The organism is Thalassotalea hakodatensis (assembly GCF_030295995.1).
In the GTDB taxonomy this organism is placed as follows: Bacteria; Pseudomonadota; Gammaproteobacteria; order Enterobacterales; family Alteromonadaceae; genus Thalassotalea_C; species Thalassotalea_C hakodatensis.
Window position 1 is genome coordinate 2,042,081 of sequence record NZ_AP027365.1, and the last position, 19,973, is coordinate 2,062,053.

Below are 19,973 nucleotides of genomic sequence, written 5' to 3' on the forward strand. Positions count from 1 at the left end.
ATTAAATGAAATTATTACGTGTAGGGCCGTTAGGCCAAGAAAAACCAGCAGCCATTGACAAAAATGGTGATATTCGAGATTTATCATATTTAGTTGAAGATATTTCGGGTGCACAATTATCTCAAGAATCACTCAACAAATTGGCTGAGCAAGATTTAACAACTTTACCGCTAATACCAGAAGATACCCGTATTGGTGCTTGTGTTGGCAATGTAGGTAAGTTTGTTTGTATAGGCTTAAATTATAAAGATCATGCTGAAGAAGCCAATATGCCTATTCCAACAGAGCCAGTAGTATTCAATAAATGGACAAGTGCTATTTGTGGTCCTAATGATGATATTGTTAAGCCAAGTGCAAGTATAAAGATGGACTGGGAAGTAGAATTAGGCATAGTGATAGGTGAAGATGCAAAAAATGTATCTGAAGCTGATGCGCTAGACTATGTTGCCGGGTACTGTTTAATTAATGATGTCTCTGAGCGTCATTTTCAATTGGAAATTAGCGGCGGACAATGGGACAAAGGTAAGGGCTGTGATACCTTCGGTCCTACAGGTCCTTGGATGGTGACAAAAGATGAAGTTGGTGATGTGCATAACCTTGATATGAAATTAAGTGTGAATGGCACAACCTATCAAAATGGTAATACCAAAACAATGATCTTTAAGCCTGCATTTATTGTTTCTTACCTAAGTCGATTTATGACATTAAACGCGGGAGACATTATTTCAACAGGTACACCTCCTGGTGTAGGGATGGGACAATCTCCAGAAGTGTTTTTAAATGTTGGCGATAAGATTACCTTATCAATCTCTGGTCTTGGTGAGCAATCGCAAACAGTTGTTGCAGAAAGTTAATGCTTTTGAAAACGAAAAAGACGCCATAAAAAAAGACGCATTAGCGTCTTTTTTTATGGCTTAATTTGACCAATCCTTATATGTCGCTAAGTTTAAATATCGCTACGTTGGTAGTCATTATTTATTTGTCGTAATATCTGTAAGCTGTTTTTATCTTGCAGCTCAATAGGCAGCATATTTTGTGGCATATCTTGATAAGCAATAAAGCGGGCAAAGCGGCTGATTGCGTCACTGCCAACACTCGTTGTTGCTGGTGAAGAACAAGCAGGATAAGGACCACTATGTTGCTGTGAAGCACACACTTCAACACCTGTTGGATAACCATTAATAATGAGGCGGCCAACATGGTCTTCAAGTAATTGCGCTAGTGGTGTGGCTAAAGCATCATTATCTTGGCAGTGAATAGTTGCCGTTAAGTTACCATGAATGGCATTTGCAACAGCGAGAAGCTCTTGTTCATCTTTGCAGTTGACTAATAAGCTAATTGGCCCAAAGGCTTCAACATGTAAGGTATTATCAGTTAAGAATGCTTGAGCACTCGTTGTTATTAAGCTGTTAGGTGTCTTTAAGCTATCCTCTGAGAGATTAGTACCCGCTAGAATCTCAACCTTTTCATTTTTTAGTAAACTATCAACACTGGCTTTTAAGCCAGAAGCAATACTTGGATGTAGTAAATAACCTTGTGCTGCGTTATTAATCGCATCTGTTAATTGCTTTTGAAATTGAGAATTTTCAAGCGTTACAATAACACCAGGAGAAGTACAAAATTGTCCTGTTCCCATAGCTATTGAAGATGCTAAGCCATTAGCTATCTCATTTCCTCGCGCCGCTAATGCATCAGGTGTGATAAATACAGGATTTGTGCTGCCCATTTCCGCATAAACAGGAATGGGTGTTGTACGTGTTGCGGCTAAATCCATAATTGAACGGCCAGCCATTAATGAGCCAGTAAAACCTACAGCTTGAATGTCTTCATTGGCGACTAAAGTTTGCGCTAATTCAATAGTACTGCCTTGAACCATTGCTATGGTATTACTTGCAATATTGCACTTTTCTAATGCACGAGCTGCTGCAATCATGCAAAGTTCAGAAGTAGCAGGGTGTGCAGGGTGGGCTTTAATAACGACAGGATTACCTGCCGCTAAAGCTGATGCTGTATCTCCACCTAAAACACCAAAGGCTAACGGGAAGTTAGAGGCAGGGAATACTAAAACAGGCCCTATTGGTCGTAACATTCTACGTAAATCAGGTTTTGGTGGCGTTCTATTCGCATCGGCGGTATCAATGGTGGCTCGAACCCAAGAGCCGTCTTTTAGCATGTTGGCAAAAGCGCGTATTTGATTACAAGTACGCCCACGCTCACCAGTTAAACGTACTAGACCTAATCCAGTTTCATCATTGGCCGTATTAAGTAAATCATCACCTAGCGCTTCAATTTCAATGGCAATTTGTTCTAAGAATGCTGCACGTTCTTGCCCTGAAAGTTTTTTGAAGGCACTAAAGCTTGCTCTAGCGCCAATAACAGCGTTAGCTGCGTCAGTTTTGGTCGCTGATGCATATTGAGTAATGCTTTCATTGGTAACGGGGTTGTGGTTGCTAAAAGTTTCGCCAGTTGTTGCTTGCCATTGGCCGTTAATAAAGCTTTTCTTTGTTAAATTCATAAGTATCCTAATCTTGTTGTCATCGGGCTTGGTACTATCTACATTGGCGTAAAAATTTAATGAACTGATTGACACCATATTTCCATGGTGGAATAGCATCACAATAATTTACCCAGTTCACTAATGTGCCAAGTTTTGGTGTTGATATTTCAACACGATCGCCTGGTAAGTGAGTAAAACCATTACCATCCTTGTGACGATCTTCAGTAGGGGCAAACATAGTGCCAACGTATAGCATCATGCCGTCAGGATATTGGTGTTGATCATTTAGGGTTTGCTCAACTAAGTTTTGTGGTGAGCGACTGATTTCACTCATTAGGTTTTTTCCTGAGGTAGTAAAGCCATCAGTACCCGTAATGGTTAAGCTGACTTCACATTGCTCTACATCTGTTATGGTAAAAGTGTCATCAAATAAACGGATCAGTGGGCCAATTGCTGATGCACCATTGTTATCTTTGGCTTTACCCAGTAATAATGCACTGCGGCCTTCAACGTCGCGCAAATTAACATCGTTGCCCAACGTTGCACCAATGATCTCACCTTCACTCGAGACTGCTAGCACTATTTCCGGCTCAGGGTTGTTCCATATCGATTGACGTCTAATGCCTATTTGTGCGCCACTGGTAACCGAAGATAGCGGTTGAGCTTTGGTAAAAACTTCTGCATCAGGACCAATACCAACTTCAAGGTATTGAGACCATACACCTTGTTCGATAAGTTCATCTTTCAGTTTTTGGGCTTGAGGGCTACCAGGAACCAAATCACTTAAATTTTCACCGATGACATTAATAATGTTACGGCGTATATCTGCTGCTTTGGCAGCGTCGCCCCTTGCTTGTTCTTCTATGACCCGTTCTAATAGACTGCGAGTAAAGGTTACCCCACACGCTTTAGTTGCCTGAATATCGTTAGGGGCAAGCAATCTAATCTTATCGCATTGTTCGATATCATTTTCATGTTGATTAAACAAGCTTGCAGCGAGCAATGTATCTAAACTAGAGACTACCGCTGATTGATTATTCTTAATGTTTTCCTGTCTGTTATTATCTGAAAATAAATCAGACATTGTTAAATATAAATCAGATAAATCAAATACCTGACCTTTAGAAACACTGACAACTCTTGGGCCTGCTACAGAATTTTTGGCAAGTTGTGCAGGTAACCAAACACGACCTACCCAAGTACCTTCGTTACATTGTTCAGGTAAAATATAGGCTGGAGAATAGCTTAATACCGTATTAACAGATGTTAAATTCATGATAATTTCCGCGTTTTAGTGATTATAAAATAGTAGTTAAAGGCTCATACCACCATCAATAATGATGTTTTCGCCACTCATAAAGCTGGCTTCGTCGCTCGCTAATAAGCTAGCTATGGCAGCAATTTCACTGGGTTGTCCAATTCGGCCCATAGGTTGACGATCAATAAAAGTGGCTAGGGCTTTATCGTAATCTCCCGTTTCAGCTAAGCGTTGATCTAATGAGGGAGAATGAATTGTGCCAGGACTAATAGAATTACAACGTATGCCTTGGTCGATAAAATCAGCGGCTACGGCTTTAGTTAAACCAATAATGGCGGCTTTACTGGTGCCGTACGCAAAGCGATTTGCAACACCTTTGACGCTTGAAACAACAGAGGCAATATTAATAATGGAGCCTTTTTGTTGTTTTAACATTCCTGGTAAAACGGCCTGAATTAGGTGATACGCAGAGCTAACATTCACAGCTAAGGTGGTTTGCCATTGCTGCTCAGTACAAGTTAAAGCACTACCGTTAAAAACGACACCGGCACAGTTCATTAGCACATCAATTTGAGGGTATGTTTCAATACAGGTTTTGATTTGCTCAGTATTGGTAATATCTAAAAGGTGAGTATGAATATTTTCAATGTCTTTAAATGTGCTGAGCGCTTCTTCGTTAACATCAGTAGCAATAACTGTTGCCCCTTGTTTAGCGAATAATAAGGCAGTTTCTTTACCTATTCCTTGACCTGCGCCCGTAATTAATGCGGTTTTATTTAATAGCTTCATTTGTTTTCTTCCAAATATAAAAAGACTGTGGGGTTATTTATTTACTAAGGGATAAACAAAACCTTGTTGCTCTACATCTACTGCAAATAGGCCTCCCGATAATGGGAATTGCTCAAGCTCTTCTTCAGTTAACCCCGTGGCTGCGGTGGTAATAAACAGTGTGCTAAGGTCGGCTCCGCCGAAACAACATTTAGTGACATGCGGTACTGGCAGTTTTATTTCGCTGATTAATTGTCCTTGCGGGTTAAAGCAGCTAACACGACTGCCACCCCAGTGACATACCCATAAATTTCCTTGCGTATCACAGCACATACCGTCTGGGTAGCCATCTTGTTCATCAAATTGAATATGCAGTTGAGGCTCGGCTATATCACCATTAACAAAAAGCTCGGCTTGAAATATTTTTCCCTCCATAGTATCGGTAAAATATAGCCATTTACCGTCTTGACTGAAGGTTGGGCCATTGGTGATACAAATCTCACCAAGCTGAGATAATTTTTCAACACCTGTTTGGCTATTGTAGCGATAAAAACGACCTGTATTGTTGGTTTGCTGCTCGTCCATACTACCTAACCAATAGTTTCCGCGTGTATCTGCACAGCCATCATTAAAACGATTATTAGGCAACTCAGCTTCTAAACTACATATTGACGTAACTTCGTTATTTTCTAAGTTGATGTGTGAAATCCCATCACGAAACGACGCCAGTAGTCCACCATCACTGCAAGGTATTACGCTGCTAATGTTGTCGGATAATTGCAACGTTGTTTTCTGTTCAACTGTGTTGACGTTAGGTTTATAGCAATGCAGCTGAGAGTTAAATATGTCTAGCCAATAAAGACAATTTTGTTCTTGATGCCATACAACACCTTCTCCCAATAGCGCTTTAGCATCCCAAATACATGCCACTTTATTCATAATGAAACCTCCAAATAAATCTTTTTAACTAGTGTGAATTACGCGGAATGCCATGCGTTTTATGAATTTGCTTATAGTCGCCTTCAGTGGTTAACGTGCCACCTTCACTCAACTGATTTACACGGCTACGGTATATTTCTTGCCAAGGCGTTTGATTAACTACTGTGATCAGTTGCGTGTTGTCTCTTCTTCGAGCAAACTCTGCGTCATCAATCAATAAATTCACTTGATTAGTATTTAAATCAATGTGAATTAAATCGTTATCTTTGATGTGGGCTAAGCCACCACCGACGGCTGCTTCAGGAGATATGTTCAAAATAGAAGGGCTGCCAGAAGTACCGCTTTGTCGACCATCACCCATAGTTGGTAAACAAGTAATGCCTTGTTTTACCAAATAGTCGGGCGGTAGCATATTCACTACTTCAGCTGAACCAGGGTAGCCGACCGGACCACAATTTCTGATGATCAATATGCAGTCTTTGTCTATCGCTAAACTTGGATCATTAATGCGTGAGTGGTAATCTTCAGGGCCATCAAAAACTTTTGCTTTTACTGTGAATTCATTCGGTGCTTTAGGGTCGCTTAAATAAGTACTAGTAAAGTCTTCATCAATGACGGATTTTTTCATTAATGCTGAATCAAATAGATTGCCACTCATGATTGCAAAACCAGCATTTTCTTTTAACGGCTTACTATAAGTTTTAATGACTTTTTCGTCTTTACTGGCACTGTTACTGTATATATCAGCAACGCTTTTACCTGTGACGGTAAGCACGCTGGTATCAAGTACGCCTGCCTTAATAAGTTCACCCATTATCGCAGGTACACCACCAGCACGGTGAAATTCTTCACCTAGGTATTCACCAGCAGGCTGACAGTTAACAATGAGTGGTGTTTTTTCGCCATGTTGCTGCCAATCGTTGATATTGATGTCAACGTCTTTTAAATGATTGGCTATGGCTTGAATGTGTGGCGGCGCATTCGTTGAACCGCCGATGGCCGAGCAAACTCGCATAGCATTGTAAAATGAAGCTTTGGTCATAATGTCTGACGGTTTCAAATCTTCCCACACCATTTCAACAATACGTCGTCCGGTAAAATAGCCCATTTGCGCACGTTCTCTATAGGGGCCCGGTATAGAAGCACAGCCTGGCAATGACATACCTAATGCCTCAGCTAATGAATTCATGGTTAATGCCGTGCCCATTGTATTGCAATGACCAGCACTTGGCGCTGATGAAGATACTTGATCCATGAAATTTTCATAATCAATTTCGCCAGCGGCGTATTTTTCTCTACACTCCCAAATGATACTACCTGAACCAACACGTTTATCACCTTGCCAGCCATTAAGCATAGGGCCACCAGAAAATACAATGGTTGGAATATCTACGGCGGCGGCTGCCATCAAAGTTGCAGGTGTCGTTTTATCGCATCCGGTTGTAAGAATGACACCGTCAAGTGGATAACCATAAAGCACTTCAATTAACCCTAAAGTTGCTAAATTTCTATCAAGTGCAGCAGTAGGGCGTTTACCCATTTCATGTATAGGGTGCACAGGAAATTCAAAAGCAATTCCACCAGCATCACGAATGCCTTCTTTTAAACGTTGTGCTAAGGCTAAATGATGTCGATTACACGGTGCCAAATCACTACCTGTTTGAGCAATGCCAATAAGCGGTTTACCAGATTGTAACTCTTCACGCGTTAAGCCGTAGTTTAAATAGCGCTCTAAATAAATGGCGGTTTGGTCAGGCTTGCTTGAATCGTTCATCCAAGCTTCACTTCTTAAGGTTCTTTTGCTGCTTTTATCAAGGTTGCTCATTGGGATATCTCACGGAGTTTTTACTGATATTAACAGTATAGGTTGGTACTCTAAGTATCAGCTACGCCTGACATATACTCAGGACAATACTTTTTTAACTTATAACCAACGCGTAGATTGTCCTCTATGTAATGCAGTGGATATGGCTACATAATTGTTTCTTCTGCATTTTTGTTGTTGTTTGCCTGTTGTTATCCAATGTCATCTTTGCTGAAAGTTAAAAAAGTATTCGTGTTGCTACAGCACAGGCTTAGCGTTTTTAATCAGCTAAACGGTATAGTTTTTTGTAGAAGTTTAAGAACCCAATAGAGAATACTTATGACAGATATTAGCCAACTAGAAAGTGCCACTGAGAATACAAAATTGGCCATCGTTACTGGAGGAAGTTCAGGCATTGGCGCTGAGCTTGCGGTTTCTCTAGCTAAAAATGGCTGGGACGTAGCCATAACTTTTGCGGGTAATGAGCAAGGTGCAATTGATGTAACTCAAGCCATTAACAAAACGGGGCAGCGTAGTTTTTATCAACGTTGTGATATTGGTTATAGTGATCAGGTTAATGACTTTGTAAATAAGGTGCATGCACATTTTAGCCAAGTGCCAACGCTTTTAGTGAACAATGCTGGTTGTCAAACATGGGCACCTTTTTTAGAGTTAAAAGAAGAAGATTGGGATAAAGTTATTCGCACTAACTTAAAAGGTTGTTTTTTATTTAGTCAAACGGTTGCCCGCTTGCTCGTTGAAAATAATCTTGCTGGCTCTATTGTAAATATTGGCTCGGGTTGTAATAAAACACCATTTCCTAATTTAGTTGATTACACTGCCTCTAAAGGCGGTATTGAAATGTTGACTCGCTCCACGGCAATAGAGCTAGGCAAATATAAAATACGGGTAAATTGTGTTGCACCAGGAGCGATTGAAATAGCACGTACACGCGAGGAGTCGCCTGAATACGCAGAAACTTGGTCTAAGATGGCACCATTAGGACGTGTTGGTTATCCAGAAGATATTTACAACGCCGTTGAATATTTTGCCACAAGTTCATCAAGCTATGTTACCGGGCAAACCATTTGGGTTGATGGCGGGGCTTTCACCACGCCTAACTGGCCTTATGAAGACAGCAACAACGGATAAATATAAACTACAGTATTAATTGTTAAAAACCCTTTAATATCGGCGGATATTAGGGGCTGTTGATCTTTCGAGATTGTTTTTGCAGCATTTTGTTGGGTATTTATACTAGGCAGAGCCTTTGTCATGTGGTTGTTCCACATAAAAAGGAGATAACGCCGTAAAAATGACCAACAAACGCTGTCCGAAGGATTCGGTTAAAAACGTTTTACTCTTTGTTGAGTCGTATTTGCTTAGAATGACTAGGCTACACACTACTCGCCGCGATTAAAACGTTTTTATCTCGAACAAAATTTAACTGCGAAAGATCAACAGCCCCTAAGGGTTTCTTTTTAACAGAAAATCATATAAAGAACAGTATTGTTATTTTTCCTGTGCCCTCAATAGCGCCTCAGTAATACCGTGATAAGCGGGTTTCTTCCTCATGTTTTTGTCAAACACTAGCGGTTGATTTGGACTTCTTAGGCTAAAAGGAAAAATAAAGTCTAACCAGGTTTCATTGTCACTCACGCCCCATGTAGTAACGCCCAGACAATGAGGTGCTTCATAACAACTTTGTGCAAAGTCTCGATAATAATTTCCTTGTGTTGTATAAGGATCCTTACTTTCTGAAAATAACCAAATAGGCACGTCCAGTTCAGTTATTTCAACCAGTAAATTTAATTGTTGAATATCTCTTATAAAGCGCTTCAGGGCTGAAATATCTTTAAGCCTGTAGATATGATGAGATTGAATGCCTATGCCATCAATGGCGGCTCCTTGATCTAATTGTCGCTTTATCAATGATAAAAACCTTTGAGTGGTAGCGGGCGTAAAATCTCGAAAGTCTTCATTAATAAATAATAAAGCATCGGGATCTGCTTCACGTGCCATATTAAAGGCTTCAGCAATGTAGTTTTCACCTAGAATTTGGTGGAATAAGTTGTTATCTAGCTGTTGGTTATCCATCGTTAATGGCTCATTGACCACATCCCAGCGTTGAACATGACCATGAAAGTGTTTCATCACGGTGGTTATGTGTGTTTTCATATGCTGTTTAAGTGTTATTGCAGGAGTGGTGCTTTTATAAACTGCTTCTTTTAACGCTTCTGGATACGTTCTACCTGCCCATTTCCCCCATATAAGCGTATGACCACGAATTGCTATATCAGCGTCCGCTAATTGCTCGACGATTTTGTCGGCTGTTGCAAAGTCATACTCACCTAACTTGCCGTCTGCTAATAAAGGTACCCACTTTAATTCATTTGGTAACGTTGCCGAGTTGATGTGCGCTGATAAAGACGGTAAACCTTGTTGTCCATTATAAGTAACACCAAAATATTTTTGTTGCTGTCTAGCTATTGGGCCAATATCTTTGCCTTCAGTTGTACTGTTAAGATAGGTTTTAATAGGGTCAATACCTTGGTATTGCAGATTAAGCCAACCTAAGTTGAGCAATAATATTACTCCCCATATCGATTTTGCCTTTGTAGCGCTAAATAAGCCTTGGCGTTTAGCTAACCACAATATTATCCCACTGGTTATTAAAAGCGCAAATACTATGATGAAATCACTAAACATAAAGAGCAACATGCTCATATTAAACCCTTTTAGTTAAACAGTGTCTTACTGTTATAAGAAAACGTATGAGCACAATCTATTTAACCTAGCTTAATTTGAACTGAATACATTCATTTCCTCGTATGCAAGCTTTGATAGTTCATTATCGACTATTGTGATTAGTTTACTTTTTTCAGATTCCGTTCAGCCTTCTTATTTAATATTAAGCTGTTATTCATCATATTTGCGGAACGTTTATGTTTATTGAAAAGTTAAGTCTCATAAAAAACATGCTATTGGTTTTATTGACGGCCTTATTTGTATCGGCTTGTAGTGAAGAAGTTCAAAAGGATAGTCAGCCAGAGCCAATAAAAGCAATAAAGCATATTACGGTTAAACCTAAAGTTTCTTCGTTTGAACGAAAGCTTTCTGGTTATATCCGTGCAGTAAAACGCTCAGATTTATCTTTTCAAATTTCAGGTCAACTACGCGAACTCAATGTTGAAGTCGGCGATCACGTTGAAATTAACCAAGCGTTAGCTGCGATTGACGCAGCACCTTATGTATACAGAACACAGCAAGCTCAAGCAGAACTTGCCAGTGCCAATTCAGCACTTAAGAAAAGCAAAGAAAATTATCTAAGACAAAAAACTGTTTTTGAAAAGAAAATAATTAACCAGAACGCGATGGATTTAGCCACGGCTGAATTTGAACAGGCGAAAAGCTCGGTTAACTTAGCCACCTCAAGACTTGCGCTTGCGAATAGGGACTTAACCAATACCATATTAAAAGCGCCTTTTTCAGGGATGATCACGCGAAGAAACTTTCAATCTTTTGAAGAAGTTTCTGCCAGTCAGCCGGTATTTGAAATACAAGGTCAAAATGAATTTGAAGTTACTTTCCTCGTACCTAGCACCTTAATAGGCCATTTAACTCAAGGTAGTAAAGTTAGCGTTAGTGTGCCGGTTATTGGGGCGTTGAAACAATCAGCTATTATCACCAAACTCGGTATTGAAGCAGATGTACGCGGTGCATACCCAGTTAGTGCTGTCATTGAAATGCCTGATGTTCAGATAAAATCGGGCATGTCTGCTGATATCTTTATCGAGATCAGCGAAACTAACGAAACCATTATTGTGCCTGATTCCGCTGTTGTTATTAATGCTAACAATCAAGAGCAGGTTTTTGTTTTTAATCCTGAAAACAATACAGTTTCGGCGCAGGTGGTTAAAACGCGGGTGGTGAGTGTCAATCATTTACAAGTTGAATCCGGTTTATTAGGCGGTGAAATTATTTGTGTTGCCGGTGCAGAGTTCTTACGAGATGGCCAAACGGTCAGCTTATATCAACGCAGTCATTAGTGCGTAGAAGGATATCACCATGAGCATCACCAAAATAGCACTTGATAACTCGCGCATGACTTGGGTGTTTTTAGTGCTGATTACCTTTTTAGGTTTTTCAGTTTACAACAACTTTCCAAGCAAAGAAGACCCATCTATTCGAATTAATCGTGCATTAGTCATCACCCAATTTCCAGGGTTACCGCCTGAACAAGTTGAAAACCTAATTTCAAAAAAGCTTGAAGAGCGACTTAGAGAAATAGGTGAGTTAAAAAATATTAGTTCTACCTCTATTACTGGACAATCAATTATCACCATTGATGCCCACGAAGACCTACCTGATTTTGATAAAGTCTGGGATAAGGTTCGTCGAAAAGTTGAAGATACAAAACCGTCATTACCAAGCGGTATTTATGGACCTACCATGAATGATGACTTTGGCGATGTTGCTATAGTAACCGCTGCGTTAACAGGTGATGGCTGGGCTATGGACGAATTACGTGACCATGCTAGAGATATTCGCGATCGTATTTACACGGTTGATGGTATTCGCCGCGTTTCACTATATGGCGTACAAGAAGAAAAGGTGTATTTAGAAGCTTTACCGAGTTTAGCTGAAGAGCAAAGCATCGATATTGCAGGGGCTATGCAAGCCATTCAAGACCAAAACACTATATTGCCTTCAGGTAAAATCTATACCCCATACCGAGAAATTACGGTTGAAACTAGCGGCAAATTAAACAGTATTGATGATTTAGACAATATCGAAATTAAAACCAATGACGGTGAAGGCACGCTAGCGATAAAAGATTACCTATCTATCAGGCAGAGCTTTAGTGAACCACCGAATGACCTTGCTTTTTACAACGGTAAGCCAAGCATTGTTATTGCTGCATCGATGCAGCATGGCCGTAATATTCTGGAAGTTGGCCCGCGCTTAAAAGAGATGTTAACTGACCTTGATGCTAATTTACCCGTGGGCATGGAGTTAACAGTTGCGACTTTTCAACCAGATGTTGTTGGCAAGTCAATAAATGATGTAAAAAATAGCTTATATCAAACCTTAGTGATTGTGCTTATTGTGGTAATCATTGCGCTAGGGCTTGTTGAAGGCCTAATTGTTGGTGTTACCGTTCCAGTGACTATTCTAGCAACGTTATTAGTAATGTTTTTTATGGAAATAGATTTACAATTTATTTCTTTAGCAAGCCTAATTATTGGCTTAGGTATGTTGGTTGATAACGGCATTGTTATTACCGAAAACATACATTTGCGCCTCAACCAAGGCGCTAAAAAGTATGATGCCGCTATTGATGCCTGTAAAGAACTTGCTATACCATTATTGACATCTACGTTGACCACTGTACTTGCTTTTGCCCCGATCTTAATTGCTGAAGGTACAACAGGGGAATATACCCGTTCATTAGCACAGGTAGTCTCTATTTCATTATTGATTTCTTGGGTGCTTTCATTAACCGTGGTGCCATTGTTAGCAGTACGTTTTATTCCCAATAAACATCAGGAAAAGCCGTTCTTTCTGATTGGGATTTACCAACGAATTATCGATAAAGTACTCGCCTTTCCAAAAGCCTTTATGGGCTTAGTTACAGGTATCTTTGTTTTTTCACTGATGATAGTTGCTTTAGTGCCAGTTGAGATGTTTGCAACCTCATCTCGAACCGAAGTGCTAGTATATTTAGATGTACCGGCAGGCTATAACGTGCATCAAACCACACAAGCTACGCAAAAATTAACTTCATGGTTAAAAGATGAAAATCAAAACCCTGAAGTCGATTATGTTTCATCTTATATTGGCAATGGAGGACCACGTTTTTTCTTGTCGATTTCACCATCAAACCCAGCGCCTAACCGAAGCTTTACTATCGTTAATACGGCTTCAGCATCTGATGCGAAAGCATTGGTTAACAAAATAAAGCGTTTTAGCGCTGAAAATATGCCGACCGCTAAAGTCAGGCCGCAATTAATTGCCAGAGGCACAGTACCGCCTGGTGTGGTGCAATTGCGATTTAGTGGCCCTGATGCTGATACGTTATACCAAATGGCATTAACTGCGGAAAAAGCCTTGGCGTCTATTCCAGGTGCAGAAGATGTTACCAATGATTGGCAAAATAAAAGCAAGCGCTTTCAGGTAGATATAGACCAAGCTAAGGTGCGCAGGGCAGGCATAACCTATCAAGCCATTTCTAATGCACTTAATGGCGTATTCACGGGTGGAAAGGTTACCGATATTAGACGAGGTGATACGCTGATTCCGGTGATTGTTAAATTAAAAGGTGATAATTTAGGTAACGAAGATGTAGGGCATTTGCTGGATAAAGTTAAAATTTTTACCTCAGCGAATAAACATGAATATGTGTTGTTGTCGCAAGTTGCTACCATAAAAGTGGTGCCGCAATTTGGTAGTATTATTCGCCGAAATATGGATAAAACCATTACCATTGGTGGCCGTCATAAAGTCATGAGAGCACCTGAGTTACAAGCAACTTGGGATGCTAAAATACAAGATATTTATAATAATCTCCCTAAAGGTTATAGCATCGAGCTTGGCGGAGAACTTGAAGGTTTTTCTAATAGTGCAGGCACACTGTTTTTAACCTTACCTTTATTTTTTGGTTTGATCTTCTGTATTTTGGTAGCGCAGTTCGCCTCATTTAGAAAAACCGGAATTGTTGTTATGACCATACCATTAGCTTTTTCTGGGGGCTTTTTAGGTCTATTCATTACCGGGGCAAATTTTGATTTCATTGGCGCTCTAGGATTTCTATCTTTAGCGGGTATTATTATTAATAATGCGATTGTTTTAATTGATAAAGTTTCTGCTGAATTAACGACAGGGTTGACTAAATATGAAGCAATAAAGTCTGCTAGCTTAAATCGTTTGCGCCCGATATTAATCACCACGGCAACCACTATTCTTGCTTTGATCCCGTTAATGCTTATGGAAGAAACGCTATTTTATTCGATGGCAAGTGTCATTATTTTTGGTTTAGCCATTGGCACCATTATGACGTTAGGTGCGGTACCAGCATTATGTTTGTTATTTTTGAAAGAACCAGAAAATGAAAGTATTGCCCAAAGTAATCAAGATGCAAGCCTAACCGTAGCTACTTCAGGTTGATTTCATCAAACCCCTTTACGCTAAATAGAGAATATTTATTGATTAGGAATTAATGATGAATCTTGTTGGAAAAATTATCGTGGTAACTGGCGCAGGTTCAGGTATCGGACGTGAGCTAGCCCTACAGCTAGTGGCAAAAGGCGCAATTGTGGCTGGCGCCGATTATAACGAGCAAGCGCTACTTGAAACTCAAGAATTGCTTAATAGCGATTCTCGTGATCGTATGAGTTGCCATGTCGTTGATATCTCCAATCTTGAACAAGTGCAATCTGTGGTTAACGATATGCTGACAAAGCATAACAGCATAGATGGCGTTATTAACAATGCGGGTATTATTCAACCCTTTACCCATGTTGAACATTTAGAACTTAACCAGATGCAACGAATTTTTAATGTTAATTGGTGGGGCGTGGTGTATATGACTCAAGCTTTATTACCTGCATTAAAGAAAAGCACCGAAGCTCGTATCGTCAATGTATCAAGTATGGGCGGTTATATGCCTTTTCCTGGTCAAGTTATCTATGGTGCTAGTAAAGCAGCAGTAAAATTAATGACCGAAGGATTAATGGTTGAACTTACTGATACCAATGTTGGTGTAAGCATAGTTTACCCAGGTGCTGTACAAACCAATATCACTAACAATGCCCCTGACATTACTGATGAAGCGAAACAAGCAACAGCTGAAAAACTGGCCAAGGAAAAGAAAAGCCCAGGAGTGACTGCAGAGCAAGCAGCCAAAGCGATTATTACGGGGATAGAGAAAAATAAAGCCCGTATCCTTGTAGGTTCCGATTGTAAGTTTATTGATAAACTCTATCGTTTAATGCCGGTGAAAACCGCACACTTAATGAGTTGGTTAATGAAAAGGTTTGCGGGTGTTGATATGAATGAAGCAGTTGAGAAATAAATCATGAATTCAACCTTGAAAGCTGCTCCATCAAAATTACGTTGTGCCGCCATAGGCGAGTGCATGTTAGAGCTATCAAATATCGACAGCAGTGTTTTTGGTTTGCAAAACCTTAAGTTTGGTGGTGACACACTAAACACTGCCATATATATGGCTCGTCAAGGCATTGATGTTGACTATATTACTGCGTTAGGTGACGACAAATGGAGCGATGAAATGCTCAAGGCTTGGCAGCTTGAACAAATAGGAACTGACCTCATCGCGCAAGTGCCTAATCGCGTGCCAGGCTTATATGCCATTCAAACCTTTGAAGGTGGCGAACGTGAATTTTACTATTGGCGTAATGAGTCTCCAGCACGAGAATTATTTGAACTTAAGCAAAGTAGCCAATTACTCTTAAAATTAATGGCTTTTGACTATCTCTATTTAAGCGGTATTACCTTGTCTTTGTATTCTGCTAAGGTGCTTGAGCGCCTGTGGGATTTTTTTGCACAATATAAAGCACAGGGCGGAAAATTGGTGTTTGATAGTAACTACCGCCCGCGAAATTGGCCGGATGCTAATGTAGCTCGTCAATGCTTTGATAAAATTGCCCGTTACAGTGCGATTGTACTGCCAACCCTTGATGACGAACAATTATTTAATCCGAAACTAACGCTTGAGCAATGCCAAGACCATTATCAACAATTGGGTGTAAATGAATTGGTGATCAAACTAGGTAGTCAAGGTTGTTTGGTTTGTAGCAACGGGCAAAGTCAACTAGTGCCAACTGTTGCCGTTAAAGCCATTGACACCACTTCAGCGGGAGATTCCTTTAATGCTACCTATTTAGCTGCTCGAATGAAAAATCTTACCACTACAGAGGCAGCAAAACATGCGCATCGCGTTGCAGGTGAAGTGATACAGTACCAAGGGGCGATAATTGATATTGCCAACCAGCCATTTATTGATGAATAAGTATTGTCGATTCTAATGACTATTTAACTTTCTATGTTTCATCTCTTTCTGGCGTTACCTTTTGTTGTTTGGGTAACGCCTTTTTTTCAGTTTGAATTCATGCTTTATCGTTATATTTTCAATATCAATAATCAGATAACTAAGATTAACTATGAGTAAGTATATCCTTGTAAGTTGTGTATTTGTTGTGGTTTTAAGTTTTGGGATGGTGAGCGGCTTTCATATGGGGGCAGCAACAGGTTTTTATCAACCGAAAATTGCTGAACCCTATGCAAAACGTTTTGCCGAATTCATTAAGCCGTTTATGAATGTAGATATGTGTTCAGAGAATGATGAATGTGGCTTCAGAGAAGTCGATAATCGAAACCAATTATCATGCCAACCTTTTATTGAAGATACCACGCGGGCGATGGTGCTACTCGCTTTTGGTCAGTCAAATAGTGGTAACCATGGTGATTATCTGCATAAACCTGTTGATGGCATTTATAACTTAAATCCCTTTGATGGTTTGTGTTACCAAGCACAAGACCTGTTGTTGGGGGCTACGGGTGAGCAAGGCTCAGTCTGGATGCCCTTAGCCGAACAATTAATTGCTTCAGGGAGAACCGATAAAGTACTGATTGTACCTTTCGGTGTAGGTGGTTCGTCTATTGAGCGCTGGACACTAACAGGCGATTTATCAGGCAGGATAAAACGAAGTATTGATGTATTAACTAAACAGAATATCAAAGCAACCCACATTGTTTGGCATCAAGGGGAAACTGATGCGGACAAAGGTACAACTTCAGAAGAATATATTGATATGTTCGGAGAGGTTGTTGAGCAACTTGGGCCTTTAGGTGAAAATATTCCTATTTATACTGCTGTTGCCACACGTTGTTGGGGCAATCCTAATAAAATAATAAGTACTGCTCAACAACAGCTCCCTCAGGTTTACTCAAATGTATTTTCTGGTGCAAACAGTGATTCATTAGGTAATGACCTGCGTTATGATAATTGCCATTTTAATCAACAAGGTCTAGCAGAACATGCAGCGTTATGGTTTGATGCTTTATACGCGCACGAACAATAATATTCAGATCTAATTCAGGTTACTTCGATATTCTCTTAGCTATAAGTCAGAATTTCAACTTTTAGGAGTATTCCGTGAGAATTTTGTGGAAGTGTATTAAGTGGTTCTTTATCTCGATTTTTTCGTTGATATTATTAATGGTTGTCACTTGGCCTTTATGGTCTCCGTTAATGGTCGATGGCAAATATGAAGGTTTTGCTAAATCACATGTTTCAAAAAATAAAGCTAATTATTTAGCTGAAATTATTGGTGCGCAACCTGAAATTGCTTGTGGTGGTACTGCAGGGCAATATAACTGGGGTGAAAAAACACGACAATACGTTTCACTTAACGGAACTTGGCAAGTAGAGCAAGGCGCATTAAATGACTCGATGCCAGAGCAATATAATCACACTGCGGCAGTACCTGGCTTGTTAGCCGATGCAGAGCCAGCATTCAATGGCTTAGGTCAACCGAGCGAAGAGCGGGATGTATTTTGGTATAAGCGTAGTTTTGAAGCGCCAGAGTCTGTTAAAGAAACAGCGCTACTATGTATTGCTAAAGTTAAATACGGCGCAAAAGTTTGGCTTAATGGCGTTGAATTAGGTAATCACTACGGGGCGTTCACTCAAGCTGAATTTAATATAGAAAATGCGATTAAGTGGGGCGAAAGCAATGAGTTAGTTGTTCGAGTTGGAGCCGAGCGAAGCCAAATACCTGAATATATCCCGACTGGTCAAGATAATGAAAAAGAATATTGGATGCCGGGAATTTGGGATGACGTAAATTTACTGTTTACTGGTGAACAAACGATTGTTCGTAGCAAGGTTGAAACCGACATTGCCACAGGTGTTGCTACGATCAAAAATACCATTAAAAATAATGGTCAAAGCAGCATAACGCTAGAGGTTGTTAACAGCTTACGCGAGTGGAAAGCAAATACGAGCGCATCGACAGAATCCTCATCAAATTTACATTTGGCTGCGGGTGAAACAAAAACGATTGAACAACAAGTTTCTGTATCGGACATGACCTTGTGGACACTTGATGCGCCATTTCTTTATGTTGCTGATACTTCTCTAAAATCAGGTGATGTTGTCATTGATGATCAAGCTACACGCTTTGGTTTTCGTTCTGTACAGTGGAAAGGTGGCGATGAACGAGGGTTTTATCTCAATGGTGAAAAAACTTACTTAAGAGGCTCCAACTTTTCGTTAGGTCGCTTTTTTGAAGACCCAAATGCAGGTACTCTAGCTTGGAATGAGGAATGGGTGCGTAAACTGTATACCAGCTACCCGAAAGACTATAACTGGAACTTGTTCCGCACCAGTTTAGGTCGCCTGCCTAATTTTTGGTACAACATTGCCGATGAAGAAGGGTTTTTGATTGATGACGAATTTGCCTATTGGACATTGATGGGACAAATGAAAGACACCGAAACACATAAATTTGATCAGGCGCATTTAGAGTGGTCAATTGTTGAGTTAGAAAAAGAATTTACCAGTTGGATTCAGGAAAATTGGAATCACCCTTCAATAGCGTGGTGGAGCGCATCAAATGAAACAACGGATATGAAGTCATTTGATACTATCAGCAATGTTCGCCATTTAGATCCAACCAGACAATGGGAAAACGGTGGATGGCAAAAGCCTCACCATCCTGATGACCCAATTGAAGATCATCCCTACGTGTTTGCCGCAAACTTTAACCCCATTATGGCACTTTTAGGTAGTAACCTAGGTGGCGGGATTGAATCGCTTGATGAGAAAAACGGCCAACCCAAAGAGCCTACCGATCTAGCTAGTGTGATTAATGTGACCTACCCATCAAAACATAATCCCTACATTGTTAATGAATATGGTTGGTTATGGTTAAATCGTGATGGTAGTGCAACTAAGTTAACAAATGAGATATATCCACAATTATTAGGTGATGATAATACCACCGAAGCTCGCAGAGAAGCATGGGCATACCTTCATGCTGGTTTAACAGGGTTTTGGCGTGCAAAACGCGGTTATCAAGGCGTGCAACATTTTGCTTATTTAAGCCACTCTAAGCCAGGGACGGCCTTTACTAGTGATAATTTTATTGACCTTGAAAACTTGGTGATGGAGCCAAAATGGCATGAATATAGTAAAAATATTTGGTCACCTGCAGCGATTTATATCGATAAATGGACTGATGATTATCAACGTGGTGATCTAACTGAAATTCCACTCATCGTTATTAATGATCATCATCAATTAGTAAATGGCGAAGTTCAGATATTTGCGACAGATGAAACCGGTAATATCCTTGAAAAATCAGCGCGAGTTAAAGTGAGCATTGATAAAAATGGCGAACAGTCATTTGAACTAGCAATGAGAATTCCAGCCCGTAAAAAGTTTGTTCTATTTGCCCAGTTAACCTATCAAAATGGCGAGAAATTCGATGTGGTTGATAAACGTAAAGTAGGTTTCAAACATCATGGTGTTGAAGTTGCCTCAAGGCCTAATTTGTAACCGTAGCGCTTATTTAGTTCCCCCAACAACTTTATAAGCTCATTTTCAGCCGAACTTCGCATTATGCAAGTTCGGTTTTTTTTGTTTAACACACAGCTGCAGGTATTCATGTTGTTTTCAGGTT

General features: G+C 40.1%; 14 protein-coding genes. 8 read left to right on the forward strand and 6 right to left on the reverse strand.

Annotation, left to right across the window (positions count from 1 at the left end; all coding sequences use genetic code 11):
• Nucleotides 1–5: 5 nt before the first annotated feature.
• A complete protein-coding gene (locus QUE72_RS08895; protein ID WP_286272837.1) occupies nucleotides 6–854 on the forward strand; it encodes a fumarylacetoacetate hydrolase family protein in 849 nt (282 codons plus the stop codon).
• A gap of 92 nt (nucleotides 855–946) precedes the next feature.
• On the opposite strand, the gene QUE72_RS08900 is transcribed toward QUE72_RS08895, so the two are convergent.
• The 5 genes from QUE72_RS08900 to QUE72_RS08920 are packed head-to-tail and all read right to left on the reverse strand — an operon-like array spanning nucleotide 947 to nucleotide 7,287.
• Nucleotides 947–2,515 carry an aldehyde dehydrogenase (NADP(+)) gene (locus QUE72_RS08900; RefSeq protein WP_286272838.1) on the reverse strand — a complete coding sequence of 523 codons (1,569 nt, stop codon included), beginning with the start codon at nucleotides 2,513–2,515 and terminating at the stop codon, nucleotides 947–949.
• 34 nt (nucleotides 2,516–2,549) lie between these two features.
• The gene (locus QUE72_RS08905; RefSeq protein WP_286272840.1) at nucleotides 2,550–3,773 is read right to left on the reverse strand and encodes a fumarylacetoacetate hydrolase family protein; all 1,224 of its coding nucleotides are present in this window, start codon (nucleotides 3,771–3,773) and stop codon (nucleotides 2,550–2,552) included.
• A 36-nt stretch (nucleotides 3,774–3,809) separates the two neighbouring features.
• Nucleotides 3,810–4,544 carry an SDR family oxidoreductase gene (locus QUE72_RS08910; RefSeq protein ID WP_286272841.1) on the reverse strand — a complete coding sequence of 245 codons (735 nt, stop codon included), beginning with the start codon at nucleotides 4,542–4,544 and terminating at the stop codon, nucleotides 3,810–3,812.
• Between the two features lie 33 nt (nucleotides 4,545–4,577).
• Nucleotides 4,578–5,462, reverse strand: coding sequence for an SMP-30/gluconolactonase/LRE family protein (locus tag QUE72_RS08915; RefSeq protein ID WP_286272844.1), 885 nt, complete (start codon nucleotides 5,460–5,462; stop codon nucleotides 4,578–4,580).
• A 28-nt stretch (nucleotides 5,463–5,490) separates the two neighbouring features.
• Nucleotides 5,491–7,287 carry an IlvD/Edd family dehydratase gene (locus QUE72_RS08920; RefSeq protein WP_286272846.1) on the reverse strand — a complete coding sequence of 599 codons (1,797 nt, stop codon included), beginning with the start codon at nucleotides 7,285–7,287 and terminating at the stop codon, nucleotides 5,491–5,493.
• Between the two features lie 318 nt (nucleotides 7,288–7,605).
• Here QUE72_RS08920 and QUE72_RS08925 point away from each other — a divergent pair, with 318 nt between their 5' ends.
• On the forward strand, nucleotides 7,606–8,418 hold the full coding sequence (locus QUE72_RS08925; protein ID WP_286272849.1) for an SDR family NAD(P)-dependent oxidoreductase: 813 nt from the start codon (nucleotides 7,606–7,608) through the stop codon (nucleotides 8,416–8,418).
• A 360-nt stretch (nucleotides 8,419–8,778) separates the two neighbouring features.
• Here the strand turns inward: QUE72_RS08925 and QUE72_RS08930 are convergent, their stop codons facing one another.
• Nucleotides 8,779–9,993: an endo-1,4-beta-xylanase gene (locus QUE72_RS08930; RefSeq protein WP_286272851.1), complete on the reverse strand. Its 1,215-nt coding sequence runs from the start codon at nucleotides 9,991–9,993 to the stop codon at nucleotides 8,779–8,781.
• Nucleotides 9,994–10,211: 218 nt separating this feature from the next.
• Between QUE72_RS08930 and QUE72_RS08935 the strand changes: the two genes are divergently transcribed.
• The 6 genes from QUE72_RS08935 to QUE72_RS08960 all read left to right on the forward strand — a co-directional run bounded on the left by QUE72_RS08935 (nucleotide 10,212) and on the right by QUE72_RS08960 (nucleotide 19,849).
• A complete protein-coding gene (locus QUE72_RS08935) occupies nucleotides 10,212–11,315 on the forward strand; it encodes an efflux RND transporter periplasmic adaptor subunit (RefSeq protein WP_286272854.1) in 1,104 nt (367 codons plus the stop codon).
• A gap of 19 nt (nucleotides 11,316–11,334) precedes the next feature.
• Entirely contained in the window at nucleotides 11,335–14,433 is a 3,099-nt protein-coding gene (locus QUE72_RS08940) for an efflux RND transporter permease subunit (RefSeq protein WP_286272856.1), read from the forward strand.
• A 52-nt stretch (nucleotides 14,434–14,485) separates the two neighbouring features.
• Complete coding sequence (locus tag QUE72_RS08945; RefSeq protein WP_286272858.1) at nucleotides 14,486–15,340, forward strand: SDR family NAD(P)-dependent oxidoreductase; 855 nt, start codon at nucleotides 14,486–14,488, stop codon at nucleotides 15,338–15,340.
• Between the two features lie 3 nt (nucleotides 15,341–15,343).
• A complete protein-coding gene (locus tag QUE72_RS08950; protein WP_286272860.1) occupies nucleotides 15,344–16,297 on the forward strand; it encodes a sugar kinase in 954 nt (317 codons plus the stop codon).
• A gap of 151 nt (nucleotides 16,298–16,448) precedes the next feature.
• A complete protein-coding gene (locus tag QUE72_RS08955; protein ID WP_286272861.1) occupies nucleotides 16,449–17,369 on the forward strand; it encodes a sialate O-acetylesterase in 921 nt (306 codons plus the stop codon).
• Nucleotides 17,370–17,443: 74 nt separating this feature from the next.
• Complete coding sequence (locus QUE72_RS08960; protein WP_286272863.1) at nucleotides 17,444–19,849, forward strand: glycoside hydrolase family 2 protein; 2,406 nt, start codon at nucleotides 17,444–17,446, stop codon at nucleotides 19,847–19,849.
• Nucleotides 19,850–19,973 lie beyond the last annotated feature (124 nt).

What these genes read in the sequence shown, in the direction of transcription:
- QUE72_RS08935 (WP_286272854.1), top strand. Translation starts at nt 10,212, where the DNA reads ATGTTTATTGAAAAGTTAAGTCTCATAAAAAACATGCTATTGGTTTTA.
- QUE72_RS08920 (WP_286272846.1), bottom strand. Translation starts at nt 7,287, where the DNA reads ATGAGCAACCTTGATAAAAGCAGCAAAAGAACCTTAAGAAGTGAAGCT.
- QUE72_RS08905 (WP_286272840.1), bottom strand. Translation starts at nt 3,773, where the DNA reads ATGAATTTAACATCTGTTAATACGGTATTAAGCTATTCTCCAGCCTAT.
- QUE72_RS08895 (WP_286272837.1), top strand. Translation starts at nt 6, where the DNA reads ATGAAATTATTACGTGTAGGGCCGTTAGGCCAAGAAAAACCAGCAGCC.
- QUE72_RS08910 (WP_286272841.1), bottom strand. Translation starts at nt 4,544, where the DNA reads ATGAAGCTATTAAATAAAACCGCATTAATTACGGGCGCAGGTCAAGGA.
- QUE72_RS08955 (WP_286272861.1), top strand. Translation starts at nt 16,449, where the DNA reads ATGAGTAAGTATATCCTTGTAAGTTGTGTATTTGTTGTGGTTTTAAGT.
- QUE72_RS08950 (WP_286272860.1), top strand. Translation starts at nt 15,344, where the DNA reads ATGAATTCAACCTTGAAAGCTGCTCCATCAAAATTACGTTGTGCCGCC.
- QUE72_RS08915 (WP_286272844.1), bottom strand. Translation starts at nt 5,462, where the DNA reads ATGAATAAAGTGGCATGTATTTGGGATGCTAAAGCGCTATTGGGAGAA.
- QUE72_RS08900 (WP_286272838.1), bottom strand. Translation starts at nt 2,515, where the DNA reads ATGAATTTAACAAAGAAAAGCTTTATTAACGGCCAATGGCAAGCAACA.
- QUE72_RS08925 (WP_286272849.1), top strand. Translation starts at nt 7,606, where the DNA reads ATGACAGATATTAGCCAACTAGAAAGTGCCACTGAGAATACAAAATTG.
- QUE72_RS08945 (WP_286272858.1), top strand. Translation starts at nt 14,486, where the DNA reads ATGATGAATCTTGTTGGAAAAATTATCGTGGTAACTGGCGCAGGTTCA.
- QUE72_RS08940 (WP_286272856.1), top strand. Translation starts at nt 11,335, where the DNA reads ATGAGCATCACCAAAATAGCACTTGATAACTCGCGCATGACTTGGGTG.
- QUE72_RS08930 (WP_286272851.1), bottom strand. Translation starts at nt 9,993, where the DNA reads ATGAGCATGTTGCTCTTTATGTTTAGTGATTTCATCATAGTATTTGCG.